This window comes from Vibrio sp. Vb1127 (assembly GCF_033338735.1).
In the GTDB taxonomy this organism is placed as follows: domain Bacteria; phylum Pseudomonadota; class Gammaproteobacteria; order Enterobacterales; family Vibrionaceae; genus Vibrio; species Vibrio alginolyticus.
Window position 1 is genome coordinate 1 of sequence record NZ_JAWOTF010000013.1, and the last position, 25,685, is coordinate 25,685.

18 protein-coding genes and 1 pseudogene are annotated in these 25,685 nt (G+C 43.4%); 5 read left to right on the top strand and 14 right to left on the bottom strand.

Annotated features, from left to right (window positions below; genetic code table 11):
- The 4 genes and pseudogenes from R7H07_RS16625 to R7H07_RS16640 form a co-directional block, all read right to left on the bottom strand.
- Nucleotides 1-228, bottom strand: a pseudogene (locus R7H07_RS16625) (hypothetical protein); the annotation flags it as partial.
- Between the two features lie 3 nt (nt 229-231).
- On the bottom strand, nt 232-1,176 hold the full coding sequence (locus R7H07_RS16630) for a hypothetical protein (RefSeq protein WP_206959910.1): 945 nt from the start codon (nt 1,174-1,176) through the stop codon (nt 232-234).
- Nucleotides 1,177-1,179: 3 nt separating this feature from the next.
- Entirely contained in the window at nt 1,180-4,677 is a 3,498-nt protein-coding gene (locus R7H07_RS16635; RefSeq protein WP_206959909.1) for a T6SS effector BTH_I2691 family protein, read from the bottom strand.
- Nucleotides 4,678-4,939: 262 nt separating this feature from the next.
- Nucleotides 4,940-7,273, bottom strand: coding sequence for a YgiQ family radical SAM protein (locus tag R7H07_RS16640; RefSeq protein WP_064354146.1), 2,334 nt, complete (start codon nt 7,271-7,273; stop codon nt 4,940-4,942).
- A 425-nt stretch (nt 7,274-7,698) separates the two neighbouring features.
- Here R7H07_RS16640 and R7H07_RS16645 point away from each other — a divergent pair, with 425 nt between their 5' ends.
- The 3 genes from R7H07_RS16645 to R7H07_RS16655 all read left to right on the top strand — a co-directional run bounded on the left by R7H07_RS16645 (nt 7,699) and on the right by R7H07_RS16655 (nt 11,305).
- Complete coding sequence (locus R7H07_RS16645) at nt 7,699-10,155, top strand: EAL domain-containing protein (protein WP_206959908.1); 2,457 nt, start codon at nt 7,699-7,701, stop codon at nt 10,153-10,155.
- 86 nt (nt 10,156-10,241) lie between these two features.
- Nucleotides 10,242-10,952: a hypothetical protein gene (locus R7H07_RS16650; protein ID WP_064354144.1), complete on the top strand. Its 711-nt coding sequence runs from the start codon at nt 10,242-10,244 to the stop codon at nt 10,950-10,952.
- 152 nt (nt 10,953-11,104) lie between these two features.
- Nucleotides 11,105-11,305 carry a DUF4250 domain-containing protein gene (locus R7H07_RS16655; RefSeq protein WP_005376762.1) on the top strand — a complete coding sequence of 67 codons (201 nt, stop codon included), beginning with the start codon at nt 11,105-11,107 and terminating at the stop codon, nt 11,303-11,305.
- Nucleotides 11,306-11,326: 21 nt separating this feature from the next.
- Here R7H07_RS16655 and metR read toward each other — a convergent pair whose 3' ends face one another.
- The gene (gene metR / locus R7H07_RS16660; RefSeq protein WP_065274681.1) at nt 11,327-12,238 is read right to left on the bottom strand and encodes an HTH-type transcriptional regulator MetR; all 912 of its coding nucleotides are present in this window, start codon (nt 12,236-12,238) and stop codon (nt 11,327-11,329) included.
- Between the two features lie 281 nt (nt 12,239-12,519).
- Here metR and metE point away from each other — a divergent pair, with 281 nt between their 5' ends.
- Nucleotides 12,520-14,802, top strand: a complete 2,283-nt coding sequence (gene metE / locus R7H07_RS16665) for a 5-methyltetrahydropteroyltriglutamate--homocysteine S-methyltransferase (RefSeq protein ID WP_206959903.1) — start codon at nt 12,520-12,522, stop codon at nt 14,800-14,802.
- A gap of 133 nt (nt 14,803-14,935) precedes the next feature.
- On the opposite strand, the gene R7H07_RS16670 is transcribed toward metE, so the two are convergent.
- The 8 genes from R7H07_RS16670 to R7H07_RS16705 all read right to left on the bottom strand — a co-directional run bounded on the left by R7H07_RS16670 (nt 14,936) and on the right by R7H07_RS16705 (nt 22,614).
- Nucleotides 14,936-15,328, bottom strand: a complete 393-nt coding sequence (locus R7H07_RS16670; RefSeq protein WP_005386726.1) for a GspS/AspS pilotin family protein — start codon at nt 15,326-15,328, stop codon at nt 14,936-14,938.
- A gap of 3 nt (nt 15,329-15,331) precedes the next feature.
- Nucleotides 15,332-15,628: a YciI family protein gene (locus tag R7H07_RS16675; protein WP_005386727.1), complete on the bottom strand. Its 297-nt coding sequence runs from the start codon at nt 15,626-15,628 to the stop codon at nt 15,332-15,334.
- 115 nt (nt 15,629-15,743) lie between these two features.
- Entirely contained in the window at nt 15,744-16,139 is a 396-nt protein-coding gene (gene yciA / locus R7H07_RS16680; RefSeq protein ID WP_005376768.1) for an acyl-CoA thioester hydrolase YciA, read from the bottom strand.
- A gap of 225 nt (nt 16,140-16,364) precedes the next feature.
- Nucleotides 16,365-16,928, bottom strand: a complete 564-nt coding sequence (locus tag R7H07_RS16685; RefSeq protein ID WP_033905687.1) for a septation protein A — start codon at nt 16,926-16,928, stop codon at nt 16,365-16,367.
- 198 nt (nt 16,929-17,126) lie between these two features.
- On the bottom strand, nt 17,127-17,369 hold the full coding sequence (locus tag R7H07_RS16690) for a hypothetical protein (protein ID WP_065274679.1): 243 nt from the start codon (nt 17,367-17,369) through the stop codon (nt 17,127-17,129).
- A gap of 111 nt (nt 17,370-17,480) precedes the next feature.
- Nucleotides 17,481-20,021: a hybrid sensor histidine kinase/response regulator gene (locus R7H07_RS16695; protein WP_065274678.1), complete on the bottom strand. Its 2,541-nt coding sequence runs from the start codon at nt 20,019-20,021 to the stop codon at nt 17,481-17,483.
- Nucleotides 20,014-21,198 carry an acyl-homoserine-lactone synthase gene (locus tag R7H07_RS16700; RefSeq protein WP_206959898.1) on the bottom strand — a complete coding sequence of 395 codons (1,185 nt, stop codon included), beginning with the start codon at nt 21,196-21,198 and terminating at the stop codon, nt 20,014-20,016. Before R7H07_RS16700 ends, R7H07_RS16695 begins: the two co-directional genes overlap by 8 nt.
- Before the next feature lie 156 nt (nt 21,199-21,354).
- A complete protein-coding gene (locus tag R7H07_RS16705) occupies nt 21,355-22,614 on the bottom strand; it encodes a dicarboxylate/amino acid:cation symporter (RefSeq protein WP_206959896.1) in 1,260 nt (419 codons plus the stop codon).
- 533 nt (nt 22,615-23,147) lie between these two features.
- Here R7H07_RS16705 and R7H07_RS16710 point away from each other — a divergent pair.
- On the top strand, nt 23,148-24,689 hold the full coding sequence (locus tag R7H07_RS16710; protein WP_206959893.1) for a long-chain-fatty-acid--CoA ligase: 1,542 nt from the start codon (nt 23,148-23,150) through the stop codon (nt 24,687-24,689).
- Nucleotides 24,690-24,815: 126 nt separating this feature from the next.
- Here the strand turns inward: R7H07_RS16710 and R7H07_RS16715 are convergent, their stop codons facing one another.
- Complete coding sequence (locus R7H07_RS16715) at nt 24,816-25,511, bottom strand: Crp/Fnr family transcriptional regulator (protein ID WP_005376777.1); 696 nt, start codon at nt 25,509-25,511, stop codon at nt 24,816-24,818.
- Between the last annotated feature and the right edge of the window lie 174 nt (nt 25,512-25,685).

Consider the following 25,685-nt stretch of genomic DNA (forward strand, 5'->3'; position numbering starts at 1 on the left):
AGAAAAAATAGTTACGTCAACCGTGTCACTCGTGTGTATAAACAAAGTTAATAGGAATGGAGCGATCACAAATGGAAGCGCAAAAAGTTTAAAGTAATAGCGAAATGGTTCCTCTACATCATACTTGTGCCATGTTCTGACATTATCGCCTGCGAGTATTTCTTGCTCTTGTGCCTCTTGATAAACTGCCAACTCTTCTGGGGTGATGTAAAATGGTGAATATGCCAAGGGTTACTCCAGAGCTGTAGTTAGTTTAGACTTTGATTGTTCGATTTCAGACTCGGTTTGCCACTTGCCGTTGTAAAGGTATTCACGCTCAGGAAGTGGGGCATTTGACGCCCTTAAATCAAATACCTCTTCGGTTTGATATTCTCTACTACAAACTGGAATACTAAAGAGCCTTGATTCTGGCTTCGATTCAAACAGCTTTTTGTGGTCATCTACCTCTGTACAATCCAGCTTATATTCCGTAGCTAACTGATTTACCATCGACTCTAAGTCCGTTTCAGTTTTGAAAAATACGTAGCAATCGGATCTACTGTGTGAACGGAAAATAGTTCTGTGAGCAGTGTCGATATATTCACACTTATCCTGCTTAAAGTAGAACTGGATCACTTTGCGCTTTTTGTTGTAGTCGGCAAACAACCAATCTTCACGCTCTCCAATTCTCACTTCTGTTGGTTCATCGGGCTTGCGTTTTAACATACCAAATGAGAATAAAATAAGAGCGCCCGCTCCAGCTAACGCCATCGGGCCAACTACCGCTACCATCAAAACGCAAACTACCGCACCGATCCAGCCAACGGCTTGTGTGGCGGTATTCGCCCACTTAGGCATGTTGCGACGCTTCTTCATCACAAAGCCTTTGTCAGAAAAGATATAGTCATAGCGATAGTCGAGGCCAATCGTAAGATAAAAGATCCCGGCCATCATTACTGACAAGATAAGGCCAAAAAAGGTCACGACAAGCGTATCACTTGAGTGTGTCAAAAATACAATTACAAATAAGAAGCTCATAAATGGCAAAGCCGTTAACTTGTAATGGTAGCGAAATGGCTCTTCTACATCATACTTATGCCATGTTGTTAAATTGTCCCCTTTGAGAATCTCTTGCTCTTGTGCTTCTTGATAAACCGCCAATTCTTCTGGGGTGATATAAAACGGTGAATATGCCAAGGGTTACTCCTGAAAACCTAGTGTGCCAACAGCGGGGGTGAGTGTTTTTTTAATTATGTCTTGTTTGATATTGTCTGAAATAATGCCATAAGTTGCACTCTGTTTTATGCCGTTTTGGAACCAATACTCACGCTTAGCAGGGGCATCATCTTCCACATCGTAAGCTACTTGCATTGCAAGGTAATGATCTGCTTCTTCAATTGGCAAGGTTACTTTGTACACCAGTGATTCTTTGCTCGCTTGATCTTGAGTTTGTAGCGTGACTAAATCTGCGTTTTGATGCCACGAGCCTGACATCAAATCATCTTCTGTTGCCTTGCTGTTAGTTCTCAACGTAATACCATTCGTTGCAGCACGCCTTGGCAGTTGAATATGCACTTCCAAACCGATTAACTCACGATGTGTGTAACCTGGGTAAGCTTGTACTTTTTCAATAGGTTGATGGTATACCGTAGGCTGTTGAATAATAGATTGTAAGTCAAACAGCGCTTGCTGAACCAATGCTGAATTATGCTTCTCTCTTTCGGGTAAGCTCGAAGATTGGCTCCACTGAGTGCGAGTCGGGTGATAACCCCAAGGCAGTTTATCTAACCATTTTTGGAAATCATCTTGTTTCAGTTTATTCAACTTATAATTGATGGCCAGGTATGCAATCGTGAGAATAACCAGGCCGGCCGTTATAGGCCCGCCAAAGGATAAGTTTAATGCAAATTGTCCAGTTAACCCTCCGTATACTTGGAATATACCGACAGCTGACATTGCTGTTAATACTAGGGAATTTGCTACATGCAGATATTTTTCTTGACCATAAACTTTGTCAGCACTCTGCCAAGAACGGTAAGCCTCAATACCCGAAGCTAACGCACCTAAAGCCCCTGTGATTGCTAGCCATTTATTGAATACCTTTAGGTCATCAAGGTTTAAGTTTTTAAAGGTATCTTCGTTTCTATTCACTAACTTTTTTAAGACATTATATGAATGTGACCTTAACCTAGGTTCACCCTTCACTTTCTCCCATAACTTACCTGTACGAACACCTGTCCAAGCGTTGACTGTGTAAAATAACTTTTGCTGGATATCCAAAAATTCATCTGAGGACATTAACCCCGTGTCTTGAATACTGCTCATGGCATCACCAAGCGCGATGCAGTTAAATATTAATGCCAGAAAGCCTAGACCACCGGCATTCTCGAACAGTTTATTCAAATCATTGAGCTTATTCATCACGATCCGCGTTCTAAGCTCGATGGTTCTTTGAGGTAGATCATCAGGTAACTCAATGTACTGCGGGTACTCCAATGTAGCTACAGCGAGAGCCTTCTTAATAGTCTTTTTATTTTTTAAAGCTGTTGTGTATTTAGAGTCAGCTTTGCGGTTATTTTTCTGGAAGTCAGCAATGATTGCATCGTTTTTTTCGAGCTTAATCAGATAATCATTTACGCGTGTTTTCCATTTTTTAAAATCGCGAGCGTAACCTTCTTTTATTGTTACGGGCATGTTGTGTGCCATATGTTCTGCAATAACGGCAAATAAATAATAGCTATGACGGTTCAGAGGTTTAGCGAAAACAGGCATCAGCGAAATTGATACTTGTGAGGTCATGCTAACACCAAACTCTACAACGCCTTTTGCAAGCGCACCTATTGCAGATTTAAAAATAATATCCAGCTCTTGGAAACCTTTGGCGATATCTTTGAGAAAGGCTGTTTCCGCAGTGTTTGGGTTGGAAACAAAGTCCATGATCTTAGAGTACATATTCACGCGGTTGCTGGTATCAGATATCTGGTCCATCAACTGATTATCAGGATCAGGATTTTCTGAGACGATCGACTGTTCATCAAGCGCCTCTGTAATATTCTTCTCCATCACTTTAAATAAACTACGACTAAACCCAGAGGCATAGAGAGCAAGTAAACTGGTTGGTTTCTCCCATTGGCTTTCAGCCCATTGGCGGTCTTCTTCTTGTATCACCAAAGTAAATGACTCAACCGCTTGCTTGTGTAGTTGATACAAGCTGTACTGCGTGTCTTCGCTGTATAGGTCGAAGGTTCTTTCGAGATGATGCGGCGTTAAGGACTCCATTACTGCGATAAAGTCGCGTTTGACCGAAACCACTTGGGCTAGCATGGTTTCTTTTTGTTCTGACAGCTCTTGCATCTCGCTCAGCATTTGCTTCCAGTTGAGCTGCTGACGCCAGCGTTCAGTCGCTATCCATTGTTCGTATTTACCAAAACGGCTCGCAGAAATTCGATATTTGTCCTGTATCGCTTTAGCAATGTCACTTTGGGTATGTTGGTGTGATTCAATCGCTCCAGCGGAAAATTTAGCAGGATAGCCGGACTGAACTGAGCTTTTGTTCTGCTCTGCCAAATCAAGTTGGTGAGAGGAGTCATAATAGTCAGCCATGTCGGTATAAAACGACAGCTCTTCGCCGTTACGCTTAACGCTAGCTGGCATGTCTATCTCGTCACTTGCACCAAACATACACAGTTGCATGGCGGTCTGCATCAAGTTCCACTGGTTTGAAAACTGGTCAGTGAAAAGGCGGTAAGGGCTTGCGGCACCAACAAAATGCAGTGACATATCTTGAATGTCTGCGGCGTAATCTTTTATCGCGACGAAGTAGCCTGATTCTTCTTCTGGAATCGCAGAGGTTAAATCGCTTTCGACTGCGACAGGTTTAAAGACAGAACCATCTTCATCTGCTTTGGTGGCGATGCCAGAATCCGCAAAGCGACCATCATCGACGGCAGAAGATTCAATATCAGCGACTTGGGTTAACTTATCTATTGGTGCAATGTTGTGCTGATTCTCGTTTGAGGACAGAACAATGGTTTGCATGCGATCGATATGATTACTCGGATTGTTAAGTACGCGCATGAACGTGTGCCATGTCCACCGGTGCTCAGAGAAGCAAATCGATAGTACGCTTCCGTTGACGTAAGTAAGGAAGGGCTTTGCATCTTGTGGTGTCCCACGCTGCTCTGATTTTGGGCTTTCTGATTCTCCCAACTTATAGAGCGTGAATTGCGTTCCTTTGATTTCGTATTCGTCTAAGCTTTTGTTGATTGCATCATAGACATACAGCCAACCGTCGCGCAGTTGACGCAGGGTGTAACCAACGGTATTGAGTTTGGCTGGGCCTTGCCCTTTCCATTCTTCAGGCAAACCAAAAGGTTGTGTCTCTTCTGTTTCTAGCTGATCGATGGCATAGCGGACTGGGATAAAGTGCGCAGGTGATGCTTCCGTTGCTTCTTTCTCAGTTTTTAAATTGAGAGGCTCTGGTTCAGACGGCGGTGGCGGATCGATTTTTTTTGTTTCTCCCTCCCAAAACATACTGCGCTCTGGGGGTGAGCCAGCAAGATCATCGGATTCCGTGGTTGGAACGATATTCAGCGATTTCAGTGTACCATCGCTTTCAAATGCCTGAACGGCCTCCTCATAGGTATAGCTGTTGTCATACCAGAACATAGAAGTTTTTGGGGGAAGTGGATTATTCATCGTTAGCCCATGTTTAAGAGTTTTATTCTATTACGCAAATATCGCACCAAAATAAAGCAATTAAAAATCAATGAGTTAGATTTTTATGGTTTTGCGTCAATCAAATAATTGTTTGTTTTTCCAATAAGTTGGTTGGTGTTTACCATTTTTTGTATTGATTGAATCAAAGTTTTAGTTGTGAGTGATGCCTCAATGAGCCGACAAAACAAAAGGGCTCCAGAGTTACCTCTGGAGCCCTTTCTAGTATTTAAGTGCTAAAGAGTTAGCGACGCTTTGGTTTACGTTGACCAGCTGGTTTGCTTTGTCCTTGTGGGCGACCTTGGCCTTGCGGCTTGCTACCTGCCGGGCGGTTTGCACCGTTGCCGCTAGGACGTTGGCCGTTGCTTGCAGGGCGTTGACCACCTGTAGCTTTACCCGAACCGTTACGGTTACCAGATGGTTTACCATCTTTTGAACCGCCTTCAGAACGTTTGTTCAAATGACCACCGAAGCCTGGTTGGTTTTTGGTATGTTTGGTTGCAAAGCGGTTTGCCCCGTGACGACCAGATTTACGACGTTGCGCAGGTGTTTGTGCTTCAATGTCTTCTGCAGGAACGAGACAGCCTTGTTTGTCACCAATCAAATGTTTTTTACCCATACTGACTAGGGCTTCACGGATCATTGGCCAGTTTGCTGGATCGTGGTAACGCAACAGCGCTTTATGTAGGCGACGTTGACGTTCACCTTTTGCTACAGGTACATCTTCACGTTTTTTGTACTTCACGCGTTTCAGAGGGTTTGTCTCTGAGTAGTACATCGACGTTGCGTTACACATTGGCGAAGGGTAGAAGTTTTGTACTTGGTCACATTCGAAGTTGTTCTTTTTCAGCCACAGAGCAAGGTTCAGCATGTCTTCGTCTTCTGTGCCTGGGTGCGCAGAGATAAAATAAGGGATTAAGTACTGCTTCTTGCCTGCTTCTGCACTGTATTTCTCGAACATCTCTTTAAAGCGATCGTACGTACCCATGCCTGGCTTCATCATTAGATCAAGAGGACCTTTCTCTGTATGTTCCGGTGCAATCTTCAAGTAACCGCCTACGTGGTGAGTCACGAGCTCTTTCACGTATTCTGGTGATTCAATCGCAAGGTCGTAACGTACGCCAGATGCAACCATCACTTTCTTCACGCCTTCAACTTTACGCGCTTCGCGGTATAAATCGATCGTGTGTTTGTGGTCTGTGTTTAGCTTGTTACAGATGCCCGGGAATACACAAGAAGGACGACGACAGTTCGCTTCCGCTTTTGGATCTTTACAGCCCAGGCGGTACATGTTTGCAGTCGGGCCACCAAGATCGGAAATTGTGCCGGTAAAGCCTGGAACTTTGTCCCGAATTTCTTCAATCTCGTTGATGATAGACTCTTTCGAACGGTTTTGAATGATTCGACCTTCATGCTCGGTAATCGAACAGAAAGAACAGCCACCAAAGCAACCACGCATGATGTTTACAGACGTCTTGATCATGTCGTACGCAGGAATTTTTGCTTTCCCGTACATAGGGTGAGGGACACGCGCGTAAGGCAGGCCAAACACAAAGTCCATCTCTTCGGTCGTCAATGGAATTGGCGCTTGGTTTACCCAAAGTTCACGATCACCATGGCTTTGAAGTAACGCTCGACCAGAGTACGGGTTCGTTTCTAAATGCAGTACACGGCTTGCATGCGCATAAAGAATGCGATCGTTTCTTAGCTTTTCAAACGAAGGTAAACGGACCGCAGTCGTCGCAGCATCGTGGCGTGATGGGCGAATTGTGATTGGTTGTGCAACTGGCTCGTCTTTTTTAGTTTCACACTGAGTTTCTACTTCGTATGGGTTCTTTGGTACGAACGCTTCTTTACGAGGTTTTTCAATGCGAGAAGAATCAATAACCGTGTAGCCTTCTGGCGCCGCTGGCAAGTTCACGGCAGTACCACGAATATTGGTCATGGTGCTGATGTCTTCGCCGTTTGCGATGCGATGTGCTACTTCGACAAGTGCGCGCTCTGCGTTACCAAAAAGTAGGATGTCTGCTTTTGCATCAAACAGTACAGAACGGCGAACTTTATCTGACCAGTAATCGTAGTGTGCCACACGGCGTAGGCTAGCTTCGATACCACCTAAAACAATAGGTACTTCTTTGTAAGCTTCACGACAACGCTGAGAGTAAACCAAAGTCGCTCGGTCTGGGCGTTTACCACCTTCGTTATTCGGTGTGTACGCGTCATCGTGACGAAGCTTTTTATCCGCGGTGTAACGGTTGATCATGGAGTCCATGTTACCCGCAGTGATCCCGAAGAACAGATTTGGCTTACCAAGTTGCATGAACGCATCTTTATTTTGCCATTCTGGTTGAGCAATGATACCGACACGGAAACCCTGCGCTTCTAGCAGACGGCCAATGATAGCCATACCAAAGCTCGGGTGATCCACATAAGCGTCACCGGTTACAATGATAATGTCACAGCTATCCCATCCTAGGGCATCCATTTCTTTGCGACTGGTCGGCAAGAAAGGTGCCGTACCAAAACACTCTGCCCAGTATTTTTTGTACTCATGAATAGGAGTGATGTTATTGGTCATATTTTGCTCTCTGTTCCAGGGAGCGCGAATTATAGCGATTTGATTATCAGGTATCTATAACAAACTCATCTATTCCAGCTTAGTTCATCGAGTTTTATTTGGTTTGTAAAAATATCAATGCTCTATCGGCGATTTTCTGTCTAATTTCACCTTGAAAGCCTCATGGTTATAGATCGGTTCATGAAAAATGTCGCAATCTTAATACAAAACATAAGCAATGGTGTGCTTATGTGGGGTAAAGCCTATAATCAAATTAGTGCATATTAAATGCAAAAGGCTGAGCTGCTCTGGAAATAGTTCTAAGTCGATAGGCTTATCGTTGACACAATCTATCTATAAAGAGGATCGGCAGGTCCCAACTGGAATGTCGCGAATTGACTGTGAATTTTGAGCCTTGGGCTAATTACAAAAAAAGGGGCTAGGGTATGAGTGAATCTACGACAACAGTGCATCCAAAAATGCAAACGACTTCCAGTCTAACTCCTGTTATAGAGTGGTCTTACGATATTGATACTCGCGAGTTCGAATGTGATCAGCAAGGAATGGCAAAGGCATTTGGGATAAGTACGCCAGTAACCAGCCTAAATAACTTGTTTGATCATATGCTGATGGGGCAACAAGAAACGCTAAAACAACGAATTCTAGAAGTGGAACTCTTTGGCGGACGGGGGCGGTTTTCTTGTTGCATGATGCTAAAAAACGTTAACTTAGTGCACGTTACTATTAGTTTTGAAAGGCTCAATAAGCGCATTATCCAAGGCACTATCATTCCACAATTAACAATCACTGGTTGCGAGGAGTTAGCGAAAATCCTCGAAACGATTTTTGATTTGCCAAATGTAGGCGTTTTAGTTGCCGATGAAGATACGCGCATCTTAGGTTGTAACCGTGCCTTTGAGTTACAAATGGGCTATCAAAACCGAGATCTGGTTGGGCTTAAAACTCATATTTTCAGTACCTCTCACCATAGCCAAGCGTTTTATGATCAGCTGTGGCAGCAAATTAATGATGAAGGATGTTGGTGTGGTAACTTGCTGAGCAAAACAGCAAACGGTAGCAACCAAGCTCATCATCTTTGTATTTACCGACTTACGTTTCATTCTGGACGAATTCTTTATCTCGGATTTTCTACGGATATTTCTGCTTCGTTGTTGTGGATGAAAAATCGTTGTGAACGACAGCATGATTGGGCTGCCTTTTTACCAACGAGGAAAGAATTTGAACTCCAATTAGCTACCTTAGCGAATGAAAGCAGAAATAAAGAACTCAACATTGTTATGACACTCAGACCCAAGTTTTCGGAGAGATACTTGCTTGAACAGCAATTAGGTTTTGCAGATTTTATTATGCGAAGTCGCTACACCAGTATTGCGGGGCAGTTATCTCGGGACGTGTTTGTCGTATGCTTGCAGACCCCTCATTGTCAATGGTTGAGCCCGGTTCGTTTGATCCAAATTGCCATGAAAGGATTCTTTAATGAGCTTAGAAATGAAATGGGCACAAAAATGCATGCCACTATCGTTAAAGGCCAAACTGGTGTGTCAATCCTTGGTTATGATACGAACCGACCAAGACAAGCGCTAGCACATGCAGCGCAAGCGATGTTGTCCTCTATTTCCGGTGAAGGCAGCTATTTCAACTTTTACGACAGTGAACTTCACTCTGAATTAGTGAAGCGCCAACATCTCGAGGTGTTTTTGGAGGCGCAAATAGAGAGTGGGCTAGTGGACGTTTACTTTCAACCGATTATCGACGTTCAAACCGGAAGAGTGGTTAAGTTCGAGGCTCTCGCACGCTTCTATGATGAAAATGATGCGTATTGTACGCAAAAGATGATCGCTATTATTGAAGATCTAGAACTCATAGCGGCACTTGATGATGTGGTCTGCCAAGCTGCGTTGAAGCACTTTCCGCGCTTACAAGAAATTTATGGCGAGGAAGTGGGCGTGACCATCAATCGCTCCCTCAATACGAAATTGGATTCTCTTCAGATCCTTCAGCGGTCGCATGATTTGATTAAAGCCAGTGGTGTAGACCCTAAGCGAGTAACTATCGAGCTAACAGAAACCGCGTATTTTGAACAAGATGAGGAGCATACTCGAGCTCTAGAGGAAGTGCGGAAAGAGGGCATTGAGATCGCGATTGATGACTTCGGTACTGGGTATTCTTCTTTTTCTTATCTAGAAAAAGGGCAGTTTGATTTACTGAAAATAGACCGAAAATTCATCAAGAACATTCATAAAGGGAGCACCAGCTATAACATTGTGAAAATGGTCACCGAGCTTGCACAGCAAATGAATGTAAAAGTGGTTGCTGAAGGCGTGGAATCTAAGCAAGAACTTCAAGTATTGGCAGAAATCGGTGTCGATTACATGCAGGGCTTTCTATTTTCTGCTGCCGTGCCTGTCGATTTGATGGATAAAGCGAACAGTTATGAGCATCTGTTCTCTGACATCGCGATTGAGTCTAAGCAAAGTGATGTGTTGCAATCTGTGAGCCATGAACAAGTCAGGTCTATGGACCCTGGAGAACCGCTCTCCTTGGCAGTGGAGTACATGAATTTGAATCCAAGCTTGCCTTTAGTTGTTCTCAATGAAAATCGTTGTGTTGGGTTAATTACGAAAGAGACGGTGAATTTACACCTAACGCCCTCGATGGGCACAGAGCGAGAAACTGAACGAGAAAGCCGAATTTGGAAACGTCCTGTTAATCAGATAATGAGCACCGAATTTGTGTTGGTTGATGAGGATTTACCTGTCTCTGTTATTCGAGAGTTGGTTAAAACCGGGATTCGTTTCCCTTGGGTACTGTGTAATACCAAAGAAGAGTACCGTGGAGTTTTAACGCAGGAAGACGCGTTGAAGTATCTTGCTTCTCTGTGAATAAAATTGTCTTACCGTTTTAGCTCATTTGGGGGCCGACTTTCGGTGGTTTGGCGATAGTTGATTTGATATTATCGCCCCCCAAAATGACTTTTGAGCGTGCATTCAACATGATTCAACAATTGCTGGTTACTTTCCCTCCGATGCTATTTGGCGCACAAGCGCTACTGACTTTGCTTCTAATCAAGGGCGATATTTGTCCTGGTCAGCGAGGACGTCTTCATAAAATGTTGCCAGCAGTAGCTGTATTGTGGCTCGCTGTTGCGTCACTTCGCATTGAAGCATTTATGATCGTGTTTGCTATTTTCTACTTCTATTCTCAGGTTCAAACCAAGAAAACGCGTGAAAAAGGGCCACTATGGGCGATGCATTTAGCGAATGGTTTGGCCTTTGCGTATGTAAGTATTCAGGTATTTGAGCAATCAAGCTGGCCAGCATCGATAGCGATGGCGCTAATGATATTTTTCCTTGGGGCGTCATTTTCTCAATTGCTACTTACGATAGCTCGCAGCAGATTACAGGCATTTCACCGCATTTTACCAGTTACTGGCATTGTGTCTGGAATGCTATTAGTCATCGCAACGTTGTTTGCTTCTTACCAGTTAAATGAAGCTGCACTGAACGCTGCAACACAGCCAATCTTGCTGTCTTTAGCTATGCTAATTTCTTCAATTATCGTGTGGTGTTGGCATATTTTTACGCATAAGAAACCAGAAAAGGTGCAACTGAGCGTAGCTTTGTTACTAGCACTCGCGTCGATGACGAGCCTGCAAGGTTTATTCTCTCTCGCGGCTTGACCTCTACTCTAAAGACAAAGTTAGACGGCTTATATCCAAGTGCTTTCTTGATGCTTGGGTATAAGGTGATCACGTTTTAGATCTCACTCACTTTAAATTCGCGTGATTACTACTACGCTTGTTTATATACCTTGTCGAAGAGGAGAGTCGCGATGGATTTAAGCAATGTAGGTAATCTGGACAGCACTATTTTGCTAGGTATCGTCAACGAAAAGCTACGTTTAGAGTGCGACAGTTTTGACGAGTTAGTATCAGTGTATGAGATGGATGTAGAGTCTGTAGTCGGCAAGCTTGATATGCTCGGTTATCAGTACGATCCATTGACTAACCAATTTAAAGCATATCAACGCTAAGCCTTTCATAACCCAAATCTTTTAAGCCACCTTGATTCCGTCAAGGTGGCTTTTACATTGTAGCCTCGCGGTTGCGAAAAAAGCTTGTAAGTAACGCTTTTCTTTCTCTGAGTGACGCGTTGCAGCAAACAAGCGACGCCATAAGCCTTGGCCGAAAGGTTTACTGGTAATAAGACCTTGGCGAGAAAATTCAGAAATCGCCCAATTGGGTAGTGCCGCCACCCCTAATCCAGCAGAGACCATCTGAACTAACATGAGAGTGTTGTCGGCTTGCTTCCATTTCGCAGGTTCTATTCCTGCTGGCTGAAGAAAGTGTTTTACGACGTCTAGCCTTTGTTTTTGAACCGGATAAGAGAGCATGGTTTGATCTGCGAGATCTTGCGGATCAATAATGTCTTTTTCCGCCAATGGGTGGTTGGTTGCGGTAATTAAACGCATTTCAAAGTCGAATAGAGGCTCGTAGTGGACTTCAGATCGAGGTTGGATATCGGAAGTAATAACGAGATCGAGTTCGCCTGCCAATAGAGCTGGGAGTGGTTCAAAGCCAAAACCAGAGGAAAAGTCCAATGTTACGCTAGGCCAAGCAAGTTGGTACTCCCTAAGTGCAGGCATTAGCCATTGGAAGCAAGAGTGACATTCAATGGCCATATGTAATCGGCCATTGACGTCCTCTTTCAAGCTCGCTAAATCATTTTCTGCTCTTGCGAGTTTCGGAAGGATATCTTCTGCAAGACGCAATAGGATTTCTCCCTCTGAAGTGAACTTCACCGGACGAGTCTTTCTCAGGAACAGTTGCCCTCCAATTCGCGCCTCCAAATCTTTGATCTGATGAGACAGTGCCGACTGAGTGAGATGCAAAGCGGTCGCTGTCGCCGTTAGAGAGCCAGTGTCTCGAAGCGAAGTGAGTGTCCGCAAATGTTTTAGCTCTATCATGAATTCCTTTCATCCTTTGTTGCTCGCTATGAACAGAATAGCAATCGTGTAAATAACTTAACGACAAAAAATGGATATGTAAACGTCTAGACGTCTATTTGTTGTTTTTATTTGCGAATCATGTCGCTTCATGATGAATTTTTTTAATAAACAAGTTGAATAAATGGACGTTGTTCTAATATCAGATGAGAGCGATAGTTTAGCCATCCAGACATCTTATTCTTTACCGAAAGATGCTCTGATCCAAACAAATTGAACAAAATTGAGAAAGGAATAGGGACATGGCGACAACGACTCACATATTAGGTTATCCACGCATCGGTGAAAAACGAGAATTAAAATTCGCTCAGGAAAAATACTGGCGCGGAGAAATTGATCAAGCAGAGCTTAAAAAGGTTGGAGCAGATCTGCGCGCTAAAAACTGGCAAACGCAAACAGATGCTGGCTTGAGTTTTGCCACCGCTGGCGACTTCGCTTGGTACGATCATGTACTGACGACCACGTTGCTATTGGGTCATGTGCCAAAGCGTCACGCTGATGGTTTCCCTAACCTGGATACGTTGTTCAAAGTGGGTCGCGGTCAATCTCAGGCGGGTTGCAGCTGTGCGGGCGCTGCGGCATCGGATATGACCAAATGGTTCAACACAAACTACCATTACATTGTCCCTGAATTCAGCAAGGACGATACGTTTGAAGTGAGCTGGCCGCAACTGTTTGAAGAAGTCAACGAAGCGCTTCAAGCTGGCCACCAAGTGAAGCCTGTTTTGCTTGGTCCAGTCAGTTACCTTTACTTGGGCAAAGAGGTCGAAGAAGGGTTTGACCGCTTAACCCTGCTACCACGCTTACTTACTGCTTACCAAGCTATTTTGGCAAAGCTAGCAAGTCAAGGTGTTGAGTGGGTTCAGATTGATGAGCCAATTTTGTCACTGGAGCTAGAAAGCAAATGGGCTGATTCGTTTAAGCTAGCCTACCAAGTGATTCGAAGCGATGTAAAAGTGCTGCTAACGACGTACTTTGACTCCGTAAGCGATACGCTAGGCAAAATTGTAGAGCTTCCGGTAGATGGTTTGCATATCGATTTATCTGCCGCCCCTCAGCAGCTTGACGATGTAGTTACCAAGTTACCGGAGGATTGGGTGCTTTCTGCTGGTGTTGTGAATGGTCGTAATGTGTGGCGTTCAGATTTAAGTGCCCAACTCGAGCGTCTACAGCCAGTCAAAGAGAAACTGGGCGACAAACTTTGGGTTGCCAGTTCATGTTCTCTGCTACATAGCCCTGTTGATTTAGCACTGGAAACAGAACTGAGCGAAGAAGTAAAAAGTTGGTTTGCCTTTGCAAAACAAAAAGTGGCAGAAGTCGCCTTGCTTGGCCGAGCGCTCGATGGTGACCAAAATGCGATTCTCGCTTGTGATACCTATAGCCAGCCAATCAAAGCGCGCAAGACAGCAACACATGTGAATAAACCTCAAGTACAAGCGCGTTTAAACAACATTACCGAGTCACTTGCCGAGCGCAGCGTACCTTATGCAGAGCGTGCTGCGCATCAAGCTGAAGTATTGGGCTTGCCTTTGTTGCCAACAACGACAATCGGCTCTTTTCCTCAAACGGGTGAAATCCGGGTGCAGCGCAGCGCTTATCGTACAGGTCAATTATCTGAGTCTGAATATATCCAAGCACTTAAAGGACATATTGCTGACGCAGTAAAACGTCAAGAGGCGCTCGACCTAGATGTGCTTGTTCATGGTGAAGCAGAGCGTAACGACATGGTGGAATACTTCGCTGAGAACTTGGCGGGTTTTCAAACGACCAAATTTGGTTGGGTACAGAGTTATGGTTCTCGCTGTGTGAAACCTGCCATTGTAGTTGCTGACATTGAACGTGAAAAACCGATCACAGTTGAATGGTCGACGTACGCACAATCGCTAACCAGCAAACAGATGAAAGGCATGTTGACTGGACCAGTAACGATTTTATGTTGGACGTTCCCACGTGAAGACATCACACGTCAAGAAATTGCGCAGCAACTTGCTTTGGCACTACGTGATGAGGTGTCTGACCTGCAAGATGCAGGCATCAATATCATTCAAATTGACGAGCCAGCCATTCGAGAAGGTTTACCACTCAAAAAACGCGATCACAAAGCGTACTTAGAATGGGCCGTAAATGCGTTTAAGGTCTCTGCGGCAAGTGCAAAACCAGAAACTCAGATTCACACTCATATGTGTTACAGCGAGTTCAATGAAATCATTGATTCGGTTGCGGCACTCGATGCGGACGTCATTACCATTGAAACATCTCGCTCAAATATGGAGCTGCTGAAAGCATTTGAAGAGTTCAATTACCCGAACGAAATTGGCCCTGGTGTTTATGACATTCACTCACCAAACATTCCTACGGAAGAATGGATTGAAGGTTTAATCAAGAAAGCGGCAGACAAAATTCCGGCTCAGCGTTTGTGGGTAAACCCAGATTGTGGTCTGAAAACACGAAACTGGAAGGAGACAGAAGCCGCATTGGCAAATCTGGTTTCAGCGGCGAAGAAGCTCCGTGCTGAGCTGGCGTAACACATCGTTACAGCAAATAAAAACGGAGACTGTGGTCTCCGTTTTTCTATTCTTAATTGTTCACTTTCGTTTTCAGATTATCCAATAATAGCGAAGCATCGTCTCATGCCGAAAGCAACAAAAATTACTGTAGCTACTTCACCTGAGTACAAGTCTGTGCGGAAACCAACTCATCTGCCATCAACTGACCGCGAGAATTACGTACCTTAATACGATACATCAAGCCCATATCAATTTGCTTGCGAACTTCTGGGTTGCTGCAGTAGGTATAGATACTGGTATTCAGTACTTGATTTAACGGCTTTGCACCGAGTGCGCCATCGTTATAAATCATCATCATCTCTACAACATTTTTGTTGGATGAGACACGCATTATTTGCAGTGGGCCGTACTCTAAAGGGAGGCCCGCTGACAAGACTCCTGCTCGGTTTGATGCCATAAGCTCAAGTTGGCGCTGATTATCATCGGTTGATGAACAGCCAGCCAGAGCACCAAATACCAAGAAAAGACACAGTAATTTTTTCATAAATTAAAACACTTTTTTGAACGGTTTCACGATTACATGATCGTAAACACCAGCCGCTACATAAGGATCGGCTTCTGCCCACGCTTTAGCATCCTCTAGCGAGGCGAATTCAGCGATGACAGTTGAGCCCGTAAATCCAGCTTCACCAGGATTGTCAGAATCTATCGCAGGCATCGGACCAGCTGTAAGAAGGCGACCTTCGTCTTGTAGCTTTTGTAAGCGATCCAAGTGTTGTGGGCGAACGCTCATGCGTTTTTCCAACGAGTTCTCAACGTCCTGTGAAAAGATGACATACCACATAGCATAGTTCCTTAATTGGTAGGGTAAAGTGTTAATTTAACGCCTTTTTTGTGTCTCTCACAAGTGAACAACAGAAAATGTGAGATCCTTTCTAACTGTTAGCGTTGTAGGTTGACTAATTCTGAACCGGACGTGGTTTACCTTCACTGTCAATGGCTACGTAGTTGAAGGTCGCATCACAAACCATGAAGCGTTCGCCAACACCGTGAGCTTTGACGGGTTTGACCCATACTTCCAAATCGACACTCATGGATGTGCGGCCGATCTTAGTGCATTCGCCGTAGCAGCATACGACATCGCCCACACCAACAGGTTTTTTGAACGTAATGCTTGATACCGAAACGGTGACAACGCGACCACAAGAGATCTCTTTTGCCAGAATCGCGCCCGCTAAGTCGAGCTGAGACATTATCCAACCGCCAAAAATATCGCCATTGGCGTTTGTATCTGCAGGCATTGCAAGGGTACGAAGCAGCATTTGACCTTTCGGAGAGCTAATTTCTTGACTCATTGTGACATCCTAAATCTTAAAGGCGCTCAAACTAAGCGCCAACATAGTAAATACCTAGAACCAAAGGTCCTTAAAAAACCGCAGATACCGGACCAGAGAAAGTTGGTTTACAGCAGCAAGAATGGTCTGAAAACGGTACGTTGTTTGAGCGGTTTACTGATACATGGAGCAAAACAGCGACCCTAAGGTCGCTGTGAAGTCGCGGATTATAGCAAAACTGAGTTTTTAATCATCAGTGGACACATCGGATGAGTTATTTTTTTGTTCTTTTGGCATGTGTTTATAAATGTAAAAGCCAGTCGCAATCATGTAGGCAAATGTCGCGATCAACATTCCAAATACTTTGAAGTTAACCCAAACATCCAACGGCAATTCGTAAGCAATATAAATATTTAGGCCAGCGAAGAATGAGAAGAAGCCAACCCAAGCCCAGTTAATCTTTGCCCAAACAGCGTCAGGTAACGTAATTTCCTTGCCTAGCATACCTTTGATGGCTGATTTTCCCAATGCGTGGCTCACTGCTAAGCCAATCGCCAGAATCGCGTAAATGATGGTGACTTTCCACTTTATAAAATTGTCGTCGTGGAAGAAAAGGGTCATGCCGCCGAAGATAGTGACGATAACAAATGTTATTAGTTGCATCTTTTCGACTTTCTTATACAGCGCGTAGGTGACGACAAGCTGAATGGCTGTTGCTACGATTAGTGCACCTGTCGCCACGTAGATGTCGTACAGCTTGTATAAAGCGAAGAAAATGATGAGTGGTATAAAGTCTAGGATCTGCTTCATGATGGCAAAATCTACCTAATTATTGAATTGAAGACAGTCTAACTGAATCTGACAAGATGTGAATACTGAGGAAGTTAGGGTAAGAATAGTAACGCTTAGTATATCGTACAGCCCGCAAGCGTCTTCCACGTCGAAACAGCAAATGGAAGGAATAAAAATTGCCGCGTGAAGCGGCAATAGAGTTGAGAGTTTTAAACCTTAAGCCACACGTTGATATTGGGAAATAAGCGTTTTTACATCTTCTAAATAGCCTTCCCGCAGTAAGTTATCGACCGTTGCTTCTAGCTCTTCGAGAGACATCGTGAAGCAAGTGGATTTACCAGTCATCAGGGTCAGATATTGATGATACTCTTCTGCTGTATAGTGGCCTAAGCGATCAAGTAACAGTGTTTTGATTCCATGATGAATCAAGCCGTAGTATGTATGTCGATGAAGTAACATGGCGATCTCCTTATCAAGCTCATACGCTACTCATTTGCAGCCTGCTTGACCTTCTGGATAATTCGATTTACTCCAATAATGCACATCTAGTGCCAATTCTATATTTGCAAATTAAAAAGTGTTGGAAGGTGCAAAATTCTCGTTCTGTAACCATCTTTGGATGACGACTTGAAGAGCATTTAACGTGGTGGGCTTTTCGAGTCTGTCATCCATGAGTTTCGAAATTAGCTCCAACTCTCTAGCTCCAGACTCACCAGATAAGGCAATGATTGGAACGGAAGATGTGATTTGCTTAATCCGTTGGCTTGCGTCAAATCCATTCATTACCGGCATTTGGACATCCATAAGAACGAGATCAATCTTGTGAGAGTGGAATAGTTCTACCGCAGAGGCTCCATTATTTGCTTGTAAGCTGTTGACTCCCAATCTTTTTAAATACATCTGTACCAAGGTGCGTTGCACCTCTTTGTCATCAACAATGAGCACTGTTGGTGCATCTTTAGATACTTGTACGTGTTGAGCTGAATGATTTTCAGAATGTGATGCAGTTGCTTTCCAGCTATCAAAGTCCGGTGCTCTTAATGTCTCTGGTTTTGGTGCGTTTGGTACGACTGGGAAATACAAGTAGAATTCTGTGAACTCGTTCAATTCAGACTGGCACTCTATTCGTCCTCCGAAGGAGCGCATAACACGTTGGCAATAGCCCAAACCTAGGCCACTGCCTCCGCTTTTTTGATACGAGAAAAAGTCATCAAATATCTTGTGTAAGATACTGCTATCTATACCTGGCCCACTATCTCGGAAGATCAGAATGTTTTCGTAAGCCCCCGTCTGGGTACGAATCTCAATTTGACTGTCGGGATAAGAATCAAAATAGTAGATAGCGTTACGAATCAAATTGAAAATGACAAAGTTAAACAGGGTCTCATTTAACTTCGCGACAAAATCGTGTGCCTGTGGCAGGTTAATTCTCTCTATTATTTGATCGTTTTCAAAACCATAACGGCTTACTGCTTGGTCGATGGCTTTATGTATGGAAGTGAGAGCTAAAGGCTCATGCTCTGGTGAGCTGTCGCTAACTTCTCGTAAAATAATATCGATAAGTTGTCGACCGCGTTGTATAGCGGCTTCACCTTTATCAATTTCTCTTTTTAGCATATCCAGTGAGGCGTTTGACTCTATATGCTGTTTTAAAGCTTCAAATTGTAATTGTACTTGAGCGAGAGGGTTACGCATTTCATGTGCAATGGAGTTAGCCAGCGCACGGCTTTGGCGTACCTTTCTATCGGCTTCAATGGTGCTCTGGATGCGAACTAATAACGTTTGCAGAGCTGAGATTTCTTCATTAGAAAACAGCTTATTATCTATTTTATGTGAAGAAATTAGTAAGTGAGTAACAGACTTTCCACGACCGAAGAGAGGCATAACGAGCGCAGTATTGCTTGAGCGCATACGCTCGTAGAGCTTTCTCATAGACCCTTTAGAAGAGGAGGCATAATCAATTTCTTCAGACAACTCATCAAGCACGAGAACTGACTTGCTTGACGGCAGGTACTCTTCGTAAAACGTTTCTGTGTAATTGCTAGTGACTAGCTGTAGCTTGTTGTTTGGAATGTTAAGTAACGATGCCAACTGATGCATAGCATCATCTATTGAGCGTTTAAACTCTTCCTCTAACCCAAGGATTTGCTGAACGGGAGTGTGTCGTTTCCCATAAATAAAATACGAAGCGAAACGACTGACTCGCTTAAAAAGCAAGTGCCAAGTGATACCGATAAGCGCGCATAAAGGTACCGCAACAAGCCATTGGTTATCTTCAGAGATAGGAATAAATATCGCCCCTAGCGGCAGAACAAAAATGGCGCAGACTAAGAGCGCGCTTACCGTTAAGTACGTGAGATATTTAGCGCTGTAGAAGCGAGAGGTAAGTAGGGCATAGCCGACAAACAACATTTCGCTGATTGAAAGTGCTGGTGGTAACCAAGTTAGGGAGAAGTCGCCAAGGAAATACGTCATTCCAAGGTGTATCACTGCCGTAGATAACATGAATACCAAAATGCCAGCGATCATATAGTTGCTTTTTGCTAGCGTGAGCTTGCTGCTGTTAGCGCGCATGGCAATCAAGTTAAGCAGCGTTAGTACCACGAAAGCTAGCAAACTAATGAAAAAATATGAGGTATGTGGGCCAAATTCAATGACGAACTGGCTTGGACCACTAATGGTGACATTTTCGACAGTAAGATTCGGCACTAAGTTGATGTACAGTGAATACGTTGCTAGTGCGACAAAGACGACTTTTTGCCAGACTTTGACCGCTGTTTTTTTAACATCTGCGGTTAACTGGCAAGAAAAATAGAATGCAAACGCAAAGGCGAAAAAAGACGCTAAGTTCGCTAACTTAGCCATAAAAATGCCACCAACAGAGCCTAATTCTGGCAATAAATCGGTATGGAAATAGGCGTTGCTGCTTATCCAAACAATGATACAGCTGGAATAAGCGATGTAAGGCGCGTGATGCGAGCCTAAGATTGATTCACTCTTCTGTTTTAGGCGATAGCAGTAATACAGTAGCCAAGCGAATACTATTAGTACAGTCGCGTACAATGCCATTGCTTTTGGGTAAAAGAGACCGTGCAAATGAACATCAAGCATGCTCATTCACCTTTTTATCCATTCTTTTTGTTCGTACGCAATGTTTGTAGTCGCGAAATTGTATGTCTTGAAATGCTTCAACCATCATACCTAAATTCCAGAAACCGCGGTATGTCTTGGTACCGTCACCATTAATGTCGCGGTATCCTGAGTGAAAGTAGGCACTTAAATCAATAGATTGATAGAAATTTAACATAAATACTTGCTCAATAATGGTAAAGCCGAGCTTATAGCCTGCTTTATAGAGCTCGCTCATCATAGTTTTTTGCGCCAGATACAAAAAATACAGCTTTTGTTGAATGTTGCCTCCCACCGTAAGACGCAGTACTTCGCAAACCGCTTCAGTGTTCTTTACATGAGATTGAAACTGAGCATCAAACTCAATAAGAGTGTGCTCATGAGTTAGAGCACGACACTCCAAAATACCCAGTTGATTGAGAACACTGTACCCATGATTAGGAAAGCAAAACTGCCATTGTTCGTTACTAAACTGTGGTGAGTAACTGAGCCAGTTATTTCGTTGATGCCAGCTTTGCACTAAAGCGGAGGAGACCATGATTGGTGAAGATGACGATTTGAGCAAGAGGGCAAAGTGCTGCCCTTTTTGCGAGAGTGATAAAAGAGGCAAGATTTCAAACCATTGTTCAGTTTGGACGAAAAGCTCAAGATTACTCAGTGTGATCGCTTCGGAAATCGGCATTAACGCTGCATGATTTGGCAGCATTACCTCAAGATCGCAATCTGCGATATCTTCAATTAACACGCTAGTATAGCTGTGGTCGTCAAACGGAAGCGGAGTAGGAATCGCAGCTTCGTTTGAAGGATATTTTTGCTTGATTGCTTCGAGCTCGCATTGACACCAGAAAACCATCCAATGCGGGTAACAATCTGCGGCAAGTTGTTCAAGTAAACGAATCTCTTTGGAGAAACCTGTCGGATACTGTTGCACTAAATCTCGATAATCCATTAACTCAAATAGTGCAGAAAGACTTTTTGATGCGTGTTTAGGAAAGAGAGATTTAAGCAGTTTTATTCGATACAGAGCAACCTGTTGAAAAAGAGCATCTCGTTTTTGTTTCGTTAGGGTAAGAATAACTAAGTCAATCAGTGCCTGCTGCTTTGATTCGATCGGCAAATTTGTTTTGGTGAGATATTCCAAAGATTGCTCAAGACTCATGATATAACCTAGTTCTAACGTTTTGTTATATTTTGTAATGGTTTATATCATTTTGAAAAATTTATGCCATCGGTTTCTATTTGTATAGTTACGTAATGCAAGAAAAGACAAAAAAACCGCTCATTATGAGCGGTTTTTGGTCTATTCAAGAAAGGGTTAGGCTTCTTGCTTTTTTAGCTCAACTTCTGCCGTTTCTTCTTCAATTAGCGCATCAACGATAACTGCACATGCAGCATCACCTGTGATGTTCAGTGCTGTACGAATCATATCGAAAATACGGTCAAGAGCGAATAGCAGCGGTAGACCTTCAATTGGAATGCCAGCGGCAAGAAGCACGGCAACCACTAGGAAAGAAGGGCCAGGAACACCCGCTTGACCAACCGCACCCAATGTAGACGTTACGATAATTGCAATGTAAGCGCCCATGCCTAGATCGATATTGAACAGTTGAGCAAAGAAGATAGCAACCAAGCCATAGTAAATCGCATTACCTGACATGTTGATCGTTGCGCCTAGAGGCAGAACAAATGATGCAGTTGAATTTTTTACGCCCAGCTCTTTTTCACAGGTGTCCATTGTGACAGGCAGTGTTGCCATAGAAGACGCTGTTGAAAGCGCAACTGCTTGCGGTTTCTTCATTGAAGACAGGAATTTCTTCGCAGATGTCTTCGTGAAAACATGCACCATTGCTGGGTAAACAACGAAACCGAAGATTAGGATGGCGGCAACGTAAACAACGAACAGTTTAAACACCACCATTAGCGCACCAAAACCGAACGTACCGACGGCTTCTGCCATCAGACCAAATACACCGATAGGTGCAATGATCATTACTTTGTTGATCATCCAAACCATTGCGTCAACGATGCAGTTAACACCATTGATGATTGGTTCACGACGTTCTTTTGCTTGCTTAGAAATCGCAATACCAAAGAACATACAGAAAACGAGTATCTGTAGGATGTTTGCTTCATTTAGTGATTGGAAAACGTTGGTTGGGATCATACCAGTGATGGTTGCCCAGAAAGTAGGTAGTTCACCTTTTGAAGCGTATTCTGCTGAGAACATGCCTTCAACGCCAGAGACGTCGATACCCATGCCTGGTTGGAATACTTCACCCATAAATAGTGCAAGCGCAACGGCTAGGGCGGATGTTAAACCAAAATAACCTAGAGTGACGATACCAACTTTACCTGCTGACTGGCTGTTCCCAAGACCAGCGGCGCCAGAAATCAAGGCTACAGCGACCAAAGGAATAACCAACATTTTGATTAAGTTGATAAAGATAGCACCTAAAGGAGCGAACACTGTCGCATCATGACCCATCATGGCACCAACGGCTGTGCCCACGATCATGGCGATTACGACTTGTACGCCAATGTTGTTTAGCAAACTCTTTTCTTTTAACACTTCCATAACCTCTGTGCTAATAAAATGTAAAATCCTAAAATTACCCACTAACCATAAATGGATTTACGGATAATTATCTCGCCTTGCTTTTTACACTTATCGTTTACAATTGGCAATATGCAGCAAGGTATTATTGATGGATTAATCGATATTTTATTGACGAACGATAAAGTTTTGTTCAATAGCAAACGTTTGCCATTGATTTTTCTTATAAGGGTCGCGTTTAGGATTGTTCAAGTTTATTTTTCTTTATTTGTTTTCTTTTTGTTAATTTTAACCGCTTTTGTATTTGCTATTGCAGTCAGAGTTTTTAGTGACTTGGGTAACAATTCATCTCTTTCAAGCTCACACTTTTATTAATTTGCCTTCTGAAATGTTAATTGCTTTACATTCTTGGCTCTAATTGCGTTGTAAACATAATGTTAAATTGTAATGACTGGTGAGACTCAAATGCTGACGATCCAGTGTTAGAGATAACTTGCTTAGTTAATGCTCCTGAGCTGATTAGACGAGAAAGACAAGTAAGAGGTGAAGAGACTATGATGAATCTTGCTGCTGCGTTACAAAGAAATGCTGCGAGTAAACCAGATAAAACGGCGTTGATATGTGGCACTGAAAAGATAAATTATGCGCAGTTTGATGCGATCGCCGGCAAGATCGCAGCGTCTTTAATCAATAAAGGCGTAAAGCCAGGTGACCGCGTTGCGATTTCATGCCCAAACATTCCTTTTTTCGCGTTTGTTTATTATGCAATACAAAAAGCTGGCGCGGTTGCAGTCCCATTAAATGTGCTTTTGAAAGCGCGAGAAATTAAGTATCACTTAGAAGATTCAAAAGCGAAGTTTTATTTCTGCTTTGAAGGGACGAAAGAACTGCCAATGGCAAAAGATGGTGTCAAAGCCTTTGAACAAGTCGATACATGCGAAGGCATAGTCGTATTGACTCAATCTCAAGATGAAAGCTATTGGAATGGTGTAATAACTCTCAATGCGTTTATAGCCGATGTCCAACCGTTGCCGGATTATATACCGCGTAATGCGGATGATACATGTGTGATTTTGTATACATCAGGGACGACAGGCTTACCAAAAGGCGCTGAGCTGACTCAGCAGAACATCATAATGAACGCTCTGGTGGCACAAAATATTATGGGCAGCCAGGCCGATGATATTCACTTAGTAACTTTGCCTTTATTTCATACATTTGGTCAAACCGTCCACTTAAATGCTAGTGTTTTGGGCGGGGCAACATTGGTGTTAGTGCCTAGGTTTGAGCCTAAACATGTTCTTGAACTGGTGGAAAAACATAGGGTGACGATATTTGCTGGTGTGCCAACGATGTACATCGGTCTGCTTCATGTGCAGCATCAATTTGATACCTCGTCATTGCGTGTTGCAGTAAGCGGTGGTGCGTCATTGCCAACCGAAATCTTTCGAACCTTTGAAGAAACATTTAATGTGCCGATCTTAGAAGGGTACGGCTTGTCGGAGACAAGTCCTATTGCATGTTTTAATCATTTGGATCAGGAGCGTATACCAGGCTCGGTAGGTCAACCGGTTCAAGGCGTCGAAGTAAGAGTTATCGACATTGAAGGCAATGCACTACCGATAGGCGAAGAAGGTGAGATTGTTGTGCGTGGTCATAATGTTATGAAGGGATATCTTGACCGTCCAGAAGTTACTGAATCTGCGCTACAAAATGGTTGGTTCCATACTGGTGATGTGGGCCGCTTTGACAGTTCAGGTAATTTATTTATTGTCGATAGAATGAAAGATCTGATCATTCGAGGTGGATTTAATGTTTATCCCAGAGAAATTGAAGAAGTTTTCATGACTCATCCTGCAGTTTCAATGGTAGCGGTGATAGGGATTCCAAATGAAGAGTATGGCGAAGAGATAAAAGCCTACGTTGTACTTAAACCAAAAGAATATATTGACGCCGATTCATTACAAAAGTGGGGTAAAGAGCAATTAGCCTCGTTTAAATATCCTCGTTATGTCGAAATTCGTGAACACCTCCCGATGAGTGCGACAGGAAAGATTTTGAAACGTGAGTTGAAATCTGAATTGAATATAGCTTAGTCAATTCAATGGTTTTTGTGTCACAGCGCCACTTGCCTAAGCGCAAATGGTGTTGTGCTCTTAACCAATTAGATGCATAAGCTTTTTAGCTGTCGTTAGACAATACTTACCGTTTGTTGAATGGATCTATTGCTCGAGTTCTTTAAAGTATTCTTCTAAGCGTTTCGGATTGGTAATGGTTACTGAGCCATAGTTTAGCTCTAGCATCCCGATACTTTCTAATCGTTTTAGTATCTTGTGTACGCTCTGACGAGTTAGCCCCATCATGTTAGCGATATGTTCTCTTGTTACCCTGACAACGCATGGTCGAGTATCGATCGCTTGATTAAGTTGGTATTCTGCAAGCAGCAGTAACCTTTTGGCGACTCGTTCTTCAATTCCTCTAATCGCGTCATCTTCGATAACAGAAATAGCAGACCACAAGCGGCGGCTAAGTAAGTCGAGTATAGTGGGGTAACTTTGAGGGTATTTGGCGAGTAATTGGCGAAATTTATCTCCAGGAAGCTCCATTACAGTCACGTCAGAATGCGCGGTCGCACCAAAAATACGAGGCATACCGGGAGAAAAAACATTGTCTCCAAACCAGCCACCAGCTTCGAAAATCATCAGTGTGACTTCTTTGCCTTTTGAACTAATTGAGTTCACTCTCACTGCACCTTGAGCTATGACCATAAGAGAAGATTGAAGCGCACCTTTATTGCAAATCAGTGCTTTTTCGTCGAAGCAGCGAACCTTAGTCATTTGCGCTGCTTCACTAAGCCCTTTATCTGGCAGCCCTGATAGTACAGGACATTTGGCTAGCAGTGTTTTGACTTCTTCCATGTAGCAACCTTACTGCACATTGCTTTATTGAGTTAGTTAAGTTACCCAAGCTTAACACTCTTTGAGTGCTCTGCTTGAGATAGATTTGGAAAGTGCGGGCGTTGAACAAAAAATGACGTGGTATAAACACGATAGTAAGAAAACGCCCACTAAACATAATGTTAAGCGGACGTT

Excerpts from the sequence above, each read along its gene's own strand:
- R7H07_RS16635 (WP_206959909.1), bottom strand. The coding sequence starts at position 4,677 with ATGAATAATCCACTTCCCCCAAAAACTTCTATGTTCTGGTATGACAAC.
- R7H07_RS16640 (WP_064354146.1), bottom strand. The coding sequence starts at position 7,273 with ATGACCAATAACATCACTCCTATTCATGAGTACAAAAAATACTGGGCA.
- R7H07_RS16645 (WP_206959908.1), top strand. The coding sequence starts at position 7,699 with ATGAGTGAATCTACGACAACAGTGCATCCAAAAATGCAAACGACTTCC.
- R7H07_RS16650 (WP_064354144.1), top strand. The coding sequence starts at position 10,242 with ATGACTTTTGAGCGTGCATTCAACATGATTCAACAATTGCTGGTTACT.
- R7H07_RS16655 (WP_005376762.1), top strand. The coding sequence starts at position 11,105 with ATGGATTTAAGCAATGTAGGTAATCTGGACAGCACTATTTTGCTAGGT.
- metR (WP_065274681.1), bottom strand. The coding sequence starts at position 12,238 with ATGATAGAGCTAAAACATTTGCGGACACTCACTTCGCTTCGAGACACT.
- metE (WP_206959903.1), top strand. The coding sequence starts at position 12,520 with ATGGCGACAACGACTCACATATTAGGTTATCCACGCATCGGTGAAAAA.
- R7H07_RS16670 (WP_005386726.1), bottom strand. The coding sequence starts at position 15,328 with ATGAAAAAATTACTGTGTCTTTTCTTGGTATTTGGTGCTCTGGCTGGC.
- R7H07_RS16675 (WP_005386727.1), bottom strand. The coding sequence starts at position 15,628 with ATGTGGTATGTCATCTTTTCACAGGACGTTGAGAACTCGTTGGAAAAA.
- yciA (WP_005376768.1), bottom strand. The coding sequence starts at position 16,139 with ATGAGTCAAGAAATTAGCTCTCCGAAAGGTCAAATGCTGCTTCGTACC.
- R7H07_RS16685 (WP_033905687.1), bottom strand. The coding sequence starts at position 16,928 with ATGAAGCAGATCCTAGACTTTATACCACTCATCATTTTCTTCGCTTTA.
- R7H07_RS16690 (WP_065274679.1), bottom strand. The coding sequence starts at position 17,369 with ATGTTACTTCATCGACATACATACTACGGCTTGATTCATCATGGAATC.
- R7H07_RS16695 (WP_065274678.1), bottom strand. The coding sequence starts at position 20,021 with ATGCTTGATGTTCATTTGCACGGTCTCTTTTACCCAAAAGCAATGGCA.
- R7H07_RS16700 (WP_206959898.1), bottom strand. The coding sequence starts at position 21,198 with ATGAGTCTTGAGCAATCTTTGGAATATCTCACCAAAACAAATTTGCCG.
- R7H07_RS16705 (WP_206959896.1), bottom strand. The coding sequence starts at position 22,614 with ATGGAAGTGTTAAAAGAAAAGAGTTTGCTAAACAACATTGGCGTACAA.
- R7H07_RS16710 (WP_206959893.1), top strand. The coding sequence starts at position 23,148 with ATGATGAATCTTGCTGCTGCGTTACAAAGAAATGCTGCGAGTAAACCA.
- R7H07_RS16715 (WP_005376777.1), bottom strand. The coding sequence starts at position 25,511 with ATGGAAGAAGTCAAAACACTGCTAGCCAAATGTCCTGTACTATCAGGG.